Genomic DNA, 5,953 nt, shown 5'->3' with positions numbered 1-5,953 from the left:
GATTCCATTCGACTACAGCACCCAACAGTTCACCCACCACCACTTGAGCGTGGGGGCTGAGCATGTCGAGAGCCTGGCGCAGGGTATAGCCCATACCCAATCCGCCGATGAGTATGCTGGGCGCCTTGCGCCCATCCAGATGCGCACAACCCAGCCGCGCCAGCTCCAGTTCCGACTCATGGTGGCGACTGTGCATCAACTCCTGACCGTTGATCTCGATCGAGAAATCACTGTCATGCTGATAAAGCACCATCTCGCCGCCGTCCGGGGTCCGGGCTGTAGCTATTCTTACTCTCGGTTTCATGGTGGCATCCTAGTGGTGACAAGTGGCAGAGATACCGGAGTCGCGTTCCGGTTTTTGGCAGCCATAGCCTGCGCTCACTCTTTTCGAAGGAAATCCTTACATTTCAGGCAATATCCGGGTTAACACTGTCATAGGCCGCCTGGAAAAAATCCCGCTCGCATTCCATGGCGTACCGGTAGGTGGTGCGAACCAGGGGGGTGTCGGAAGCGTATCGGTCCGCCAGTTGTTCCAACTGGTGTGCCAGTTCCCCGAAATCCCGGCTGCTGTAAGTTCGAATCCAGTCGATATACTGATGTTCCGGTGGGCTTAGCTGCTCCAGTTGCTGCCCTAAATAGGCATACAGGCGCATGCATGGGGACATGGCCGTTAAGGCTGTGCCGGTTTCATAGGCCCAGGCGGTAGCCAGCAAAAAGTCGGTATAACGACGGGTCGCCACACCCGGTTCGACGTCAATGACGTCAACACCCCATTCGGCCGCATACTTTTCATGCAATTGCAGTTCTTCCAACACGCCGCCGGCCAGGGCATGCAGGCTGCAAAATCCATCCCAGTCAGGTGCTTTGGCTCCCGCAATACTGTATGCACGGGCAAACGCTTTCAGGAAAAAAACGTCCTGGCCGACATAATAGGCAAAGCACTGCCGCGAAAGGCGGCCGTCGGCCAGGCCCTGAACAAAAGACTGGTTTAGAATGTCCAGGGCTAAATCATGGTTGGTTTGCCACAAATCGGTTGATAAGGCCATTTTTCCCTCACTTGTCCCTTTATTATATAACGTCCATAAATAAGTTCCGCATTCCTCATGGGTCAAAAGTAAACTTGACCTCATTTCCTTCACACGCCGGTCTTCAGCCGCAGCGATCAGCTGTCGGCTAGATAGCCTTGTTAGACGTATTTGGGTTAGGCTTATTTTGCTTCTTCAATCATCTGTATTGTGATAGCTTCCACCTCTTCAGCAACATTCATTAGAGATTCTGAATTTGACAAAGCCTCCAATAGCGCTTTAGGTCTTATCATTCCAATCTTTGTTTTACCCTCTTCTGAATATACAGAGATACGGCATGGTAATGCCATGTTCATGCTCATATCATCGGTCAGCACTTGTTTGGCTTTTTGAGGATTGCAAATCTCAAGAATTTGGCATTCATTGGGGAAATCTACGCCTTTTTTCCTCAGAGTTTCTTGCAGATTGTGAATGTGTAGCACTCCAAAATTGTGTCTTTTCACAGCTTCCTGCAAATCGGTTACGGCCTGCTCTACTGATTTCTCGGTTTCGACGATATATTTCATATACCAGCCTCCTTCAATTGTTTGTTGAATTGAGTTTCAGCCCTTATTAGTTGTTCGTAATGCCCTGTTAGGCTTAATCTCCTTTTACTATTTCTTCTGAAGATAAAAGTTCTCTTAATTCTTTTTTTATCTCAATTGAAACGTGGTTATACAGGTATTGCTGTCACCGAACGTTCCAATTATACCTTTAGTTGTTCGATTAAATCCCTGAAGTCTCAGCTCAATCCTCCGGTTTCTAGGTAACCAGAGTTCAAAAAAACCATTTCGCAAGGTGGCGATAGTCGCATCAACCAAGACATTTCCATCTTGGTCAATAGCTTTCACATAAAATTCCATCTCGGCCAATTCCCCCTGACAGGAGGACATGTAATGAACTGTTCATCTATGAGTCCGGTTTATGTAGGGAGCTACAGCAACTAACATTTTCTCTATTTGAAGCGGAATCTTTTTAAGTTTTCCATTAGAAAATTTAAATACCACCTCCCAGGGGGTAACGTAACTCGTGACGTCCTGTTTGGACCACCTCCATTGGTTGGCGATTGCCATGGCTCGAATGGCGTCAACGTTATTCAATGTGGCTTCAACTGGATCCTCATTGCCCTGGAAGGCATACACTGGAAACAGCGGGCTCACCACAATAAAAAGAATAATGGATAGTAATAGAGTTTTCATCTGTTTTCCTCCGTAGCTTGCTCTCATTTATCCTTCCCACGGTTGGCGGGAAGTCCTCAAGCCGCGCGGTCCTGGCTGTCAACTGCACTGACAGGTTAAATGCCGGGGTCGTTTTCGTTATGTGAATGCACGTAGTCAGTGAGAACTTCATTGATCTTTGTTTGCCAGCCTTTCCCCTGTAATTTAAAGTATTCGACGACTTCTTGGTTAAGTCTAATGGTAAGCTGTTTCTTGGTTGGTTTTTTCTGTGGCCCACGCACCCGTGACGGCATATTGGAATGTGCCTTCCTAACAGGCTGCATCCTAGACAGTATTTTATTAGAAAGCGGTGGAGATTCCACGGCATCCCAATCTTCTTGTTTTATGTGATCAGGTTTTTTCTTCATAATATTCTCTCGCGTGTTTATTGGCGTCCGCCTGAATCTTTTGTTGGACTATTTTTCTCTGTACTTCCTGCAAAAGGTTTCGGTTATCGCCCACAGGTCTGGCGTCAAAAACTCCTTCACTTTTATTTGGATGTGGGACGGAACTGCGCCATAGAACGCCTCGGCAATACCTCCCGCTATGCATGCGAGGGTGTCGCTGTCACCTCCCAGCGAGATGGCATTGCGTATCGCGTCCTCGTATGACTGGGAATCAAAAAAAGCGATGATTGCTTCCGGCACTGTTCCTTGGCAAGAAACATCAAATGTATAAGTCGGTCGTATGTCACCCACCCCGCGATCCAAATCGTATCCGAACCGTTGTGTTATTTGCTTTCGTATCTCCTCCTTGTCGTGAACTGTCCGTGCCAGAAAGACTGCAAGAGCGGTCGCTTGCGCTCCCTTGATTCCTTCCGGATGGTTGTGTGATATCTCGGCTGTCTTTTTCGCTTGGTAAAGGACTTCTTCTTCTGTGGCAAATGCGAAACCGACGGGGCTTACACGCATTGCAGAACCATTTCCCCAGCTGTTGTATGGCTGCGGATCATGACTATGAAGCCACTGCATAAATGAACCTCCGTATCCAGCACCGGGATAACGCCTGCCAATCTCTAGTACCGACTCTGCATATGAACGGTCATTAATAATCGAATCGGCAATGGCAACAGTCAAAACGCTGTCGTCCGTAAACCTACAGCGGGGACCAAAGAGAGGAAAGTCTTTCGTCTTTATGGGGTAGTGCTCATAAACTGACCCGATTATATCTCCGGCGATAGCTCCGATCATGTTTCTTTCTCTTCAGTCGAACGCTGGGCATCACCTGTGACAAAAGCCGACAGGCTTTTGCCGTGTTGATGCGGTTGTTAGGAGCCATTATTAATTTGGGGATAAAGCTTTTCCATACACTTCGGGCAAATACTGTGACTGAAGTCCGCTTCGGGATGCCGAATAAGATAATGCTCAATAGGATGCCAAATGTTTTGTTCGTCTCTGATGCTCTTGCAGTTTGCGCATATAGGAATCAAACCCCGCAGGGCTTGAAGCTCCATCAAATAGTCTGTCAGCCGTTTGTTTTTGTCGCCAAGATTTTGATTCATATAGATGATTTCAAGATGCGATTCTATCAGGCTACGAAACTTAAGCATGAGTTTCTCAGTATTTTCTGAATACTCATTACGCTTGTTATCCAAAACACAAATGGTGCCAAATGGTTTCCCATCTGGTAATAGAATGGGAAATCCCAAATAGGAAATCATGTTTAGCTCAACATCCGGATTGTTTTTCCAATTTACATCCTCCAAGGCGTCAGGAACGAGAAGTTTATCTTGTGTCTTGATTACCGTTTCACAATACAGGCCGGAGCCATATAACTTCTCCTTGTCTCCGGGATGGTAAGGATTGTCCTCGCCATTGCTTGAAACGAAAACCGCAATGTCAGGATCGCTTAATCGCATAATCAGAGCGGCTGGGATTTCAACTATTTCAGCCAAAATATCAACGATTTCTTGCCAGGCTTCCAGAGTAGCTTTTGGGATTTCTATCTGAACTTCATTTATTAACATTACCATTTCTCCTAACCCACAAAGCTCAGCTGCCGGTGCCGCGTTGGGCTCCGGCAGAAACAATATTGAATTGAAGTGCCACTGCATAGGATGAGGCTACATGCCCACCGTACAGACCTAAGCGGCCGGTTGTGCCACGTCTGCTTTATGCTTCTGTGGCCTTGACGCGGTCTTCTTGGGACATACCGGCAAGTTGTTCGATTTTTTTCACATCAAGTTCCAGTCCTTCGGCAACTCTGCTGCCATATTCCGGGTCTGCCTTGTAAAAAAGTGCGGTTTGGCGTAATTGGATGCGAGTTTGAGCACCTTTCAAATGCCCCACAATATTGTTTGCCAGATTTGTCCTGTCCTGATCTGTCATCACTTTACGGTACAAATCACCTGCCTGGACAAAGTCATCATCAACAAGGGTGTATGCATGGCGATCCGCCTTGCCAGACAATTCAAATGGTGGTTCTACTGCATCGGGTTTGGGATCTGGTCCACCAAAAGTGTTAGGCCAGTAATTCGGGCCGCCACCACTGTTATTGTCAGTGCGCATGGACCCGTCTCTCTGATAGTTGTGTATTGGGCAAGCCTTGGCAGAGTTAACCGGCAGTAAATGGTAGTTAGCGCCTAGGCGATGTCGATGGGTATCGTGGTAGCTAAAAAGTCTTCCTTGCAACATTTTGTCGGGAGAAGCTCCAATGCCGGGCACAAAGTTGCCGGGAGAGAATGCCGACTGCTCTACTTCGGCAAAATAATTTTCCGGATTTCGGTTCAGGACCATGCGACCAACGTCAATGGGCGGAAAATCTGCATGTGGCCATACCTTGGTGATATCAAACGGGTCGAATCTATAATCTTTGGCCTGCTCAGGTGTCATGATCTGTACTTCTAGCCGCCAAGATGGATATTCACCCCGAGCTATCGCTTCATAGAGGTCACGGGTCGCACAGTCAGGGTCAATGCTTTTCATGCGGTCCGCCTCTTCGCCTGTGAAGGTCTGGATCCCTTGCTCGGTCTTGAAGTGATATTGGACCCAATAGTATTCCCCTTTTTCGTTATACCACATAAAGGCATGGCTACTGTATCCGTTCATTTGGCGATAGCTTTTAGGTGTGCCCCGGTCGGAAAAGAGAATAGTAACTTGATGAATTGATTCCGGGGTTAACGATAGGAAGTCCCAGAACATGTCGGCATCTTTAAGGTTAGTGGCAGGATTTCTTTTTTGGGTGTGGATGAAGTCCGGGAATTTCAGGGGGTCGCGAATAAAAAATACCGGTGTGTTGTTCCCGACCATATCATAGTTCCCCTCTTCGGTATAAAATTTAACGGCAAATCCCCTGGGGTCCCGTTCAGAATCGGCAGATCCTTTTTCACCACCTACTGTAGAAAATCGGACAAAAAGATCGGTCTTCTTCCCTACATTGGAAAGAAAATTGGCTTTGGTATACTTGCTCGCGTCATTGGTGACCTCAAAATAGCCGTAGGCTCCAGCGCCTTTAGCGTGTACTACCCGTTCTGGAATACGTTCACGGTCGAAATGGGCGAGTTTCTCCAGCAAGTGAACATCTTGCATCAGAGCAGGACCTTTCGGGCCGGCTGTCAAAGTATTCAGGTCGTTGCCAACAGGCGTGCCGAAATTATTGGTGAGGACTTTTTTCTCAGACATTTTACACCTCCATTTCACTATTATGTTTTGCGTTAAGCAGCGGTTGCCGAAC

At 47.4% G+C, this 5,953-nt stretch carries 8 protein-coding genes and 1 pseudogene; all 9 read right to left on the bottom strand.

Features of this window, described 5'->3' with window-relative positions; genetic code table 11:
- Positions 1-304, bottom strand: a pseudogene (locus tag V3S16_RS04790) (hypothetical protein); the annotation flags it as partial.
- Positions 305-407: 103 nt separating this feature from the next.
- A complete protein-coding gene (locus V3S16_RS04785; protein WP_413883535.1) occupies positions 408-1,046 on the bottom strand; it encodes a TenA family protein in 639 nt (212 codons plus the stop codon).
- Positions 1,047-1,207: 161 nt separating this feature from the next.
- A complete protein-coding gene (locus V3S16_RS04780) occupies positions 1,208-1,591 on the bottom strand; it encodes a DUF302 domain-containing protein (RefSeq protein WP_413883534.1) in 384 nt (127 codons plus the stop codon).
- 126 nt (positions 1,592-1,717) lie between these two features.
- Positions 1,718-1,957 carry a CueP family metal-binding protein gene (locus tag V3S16_RS04775; RefSeq protein ID WP_413883533.1) on the bottom strand — a complete coding sequence of 80 codons (240 nt, stop codon included), beginning with the start codon at positions 1,955-1,957 and terminating at the stop codon, positions 1,718-1,720.
- Positions 1,958-1,969: 12 nt separating this feature from the next.
- Positions 1,970-2,290, bottom strand: coding sequence for a hypothetical protein (locus V3S16_RS04770; protein ID WP_413883532.1), 321 nt, complete (start codon positions 2,288-2,290; stop codon positions 1,970-1,972).
- Positions 2,291-2,358: 68 nt separating this feature from the next.
- Entirely contained in the window at positions 2,359-2,649 is a 291-nt protein-coding gene (locus V3S16_RS04765; RefSeq protein ID WP_413883531.1) for a BrnA antitoxin family protein, read from the bottom strand.
- A 48-nt stretch (positions 2,650-2,697) separates the two neighbouring features.
- Positions 2,698-3,471 carry an ADP-ribosylglycohydrolase family protein gene (locus V3S16_RS04760; protein ID WP_413883530.1) on the bottom strand — a complete coding sequence of 258 codons (774 nt, stop codon included), beginning with the start codon at positions 3,469-3,471 and terminating at the stop codon, positions 2,698-2,700.
- Positions 3,472-3,548: 77 nt separating this feature from the next.
- A complete protein-coding gene (locus V3S16_RS04755; protein WP_413883529.1) occupies positions 3,549-4,310 on the bottom strand; it encodes a GAF domain-containing protein in 762 nt (253 codons plus the stop codon).
- A gap of 82 nt (positions 4,311-4,392) precedes the next feature.
- A complete protein-coding gene (locus V3S16_RS04750) occupies positions 4,393-5,901 on the bottom strand; it encodes a catalase (RefSeq protein WP_413883528.1) in 1,509 nt (502 codons plus the stop codon).
- Between the last annotated feature and the right edge of the window lie 52 nt (positions 5,902-5,953).

The sequence above is a fragment of the Candidatus Desulfatibia sp. genome (genome assembly GCF_036446775.1).
In the GTDB taxonomy this organism is placed as follows: Bacteria; Desulfobacterota; Desulfobacteria; order Desulfobacterales; family UBA11574; genus Desulfatibia_A.
This window is presented reverse-complemented; position numbering and strand designations above follow the sequence as displayed.

Excerpts from the sequence above, each read along its gene's own strand:
- V3S16_RS04760 (WP_413883530.1), bottom strand. The coding sequence starts at position 3,471 with ATGATCGGAGCTATCGCCGGAGATATAATCGGGTCAGTTTATGAGCAC.
- V3S16_RS04770 (WP_413883532.1), bottom strand. The coding sequence starts at position 2,290 with ATGAGAGCAAGCTACGGAGGAAAACAGATGAAAACTCTATTACTATCC.
- V3S16_RS04765 (WP_413883531.1), bottom strand. The coding sequence starts at position 2,649 with ATGAAGAAAAAACCTGATCACATAAAACAAGAAGATTGGGATGCCGTG.
- V3S16_RS04785 (WP_413883535.1), bottom strand. The coding sequence starts at position 1,046 with ATGGCCTTATCAACCGATTTGTGGCAAACCAACCATGATTTAGCCCTG.
- V3S16_RS04775 (WP_413883533.1), bottom strand. The coding sequence starts at position 1,957 with ATGTCCTCCTGTCAGGGGGAATTGGCCGAGATGGAATTTTATGTGAAA.
- V3S16_RS04780 (WP_413883534.1), bottom strand. The coding sequence starts at position 1,591 with ATGAAATATATCGTCGAAACCGAGAAATCAGTAGAGCAGGCCGTAACC.
- V3S16_RS04750 (WP_413883528.1), bottom strand. The coding sequence starts at position 5,901 with ATGTCTGAGAAAAAAGTCCTCACCAATAATTTCGGCACGCCTGTTGGC.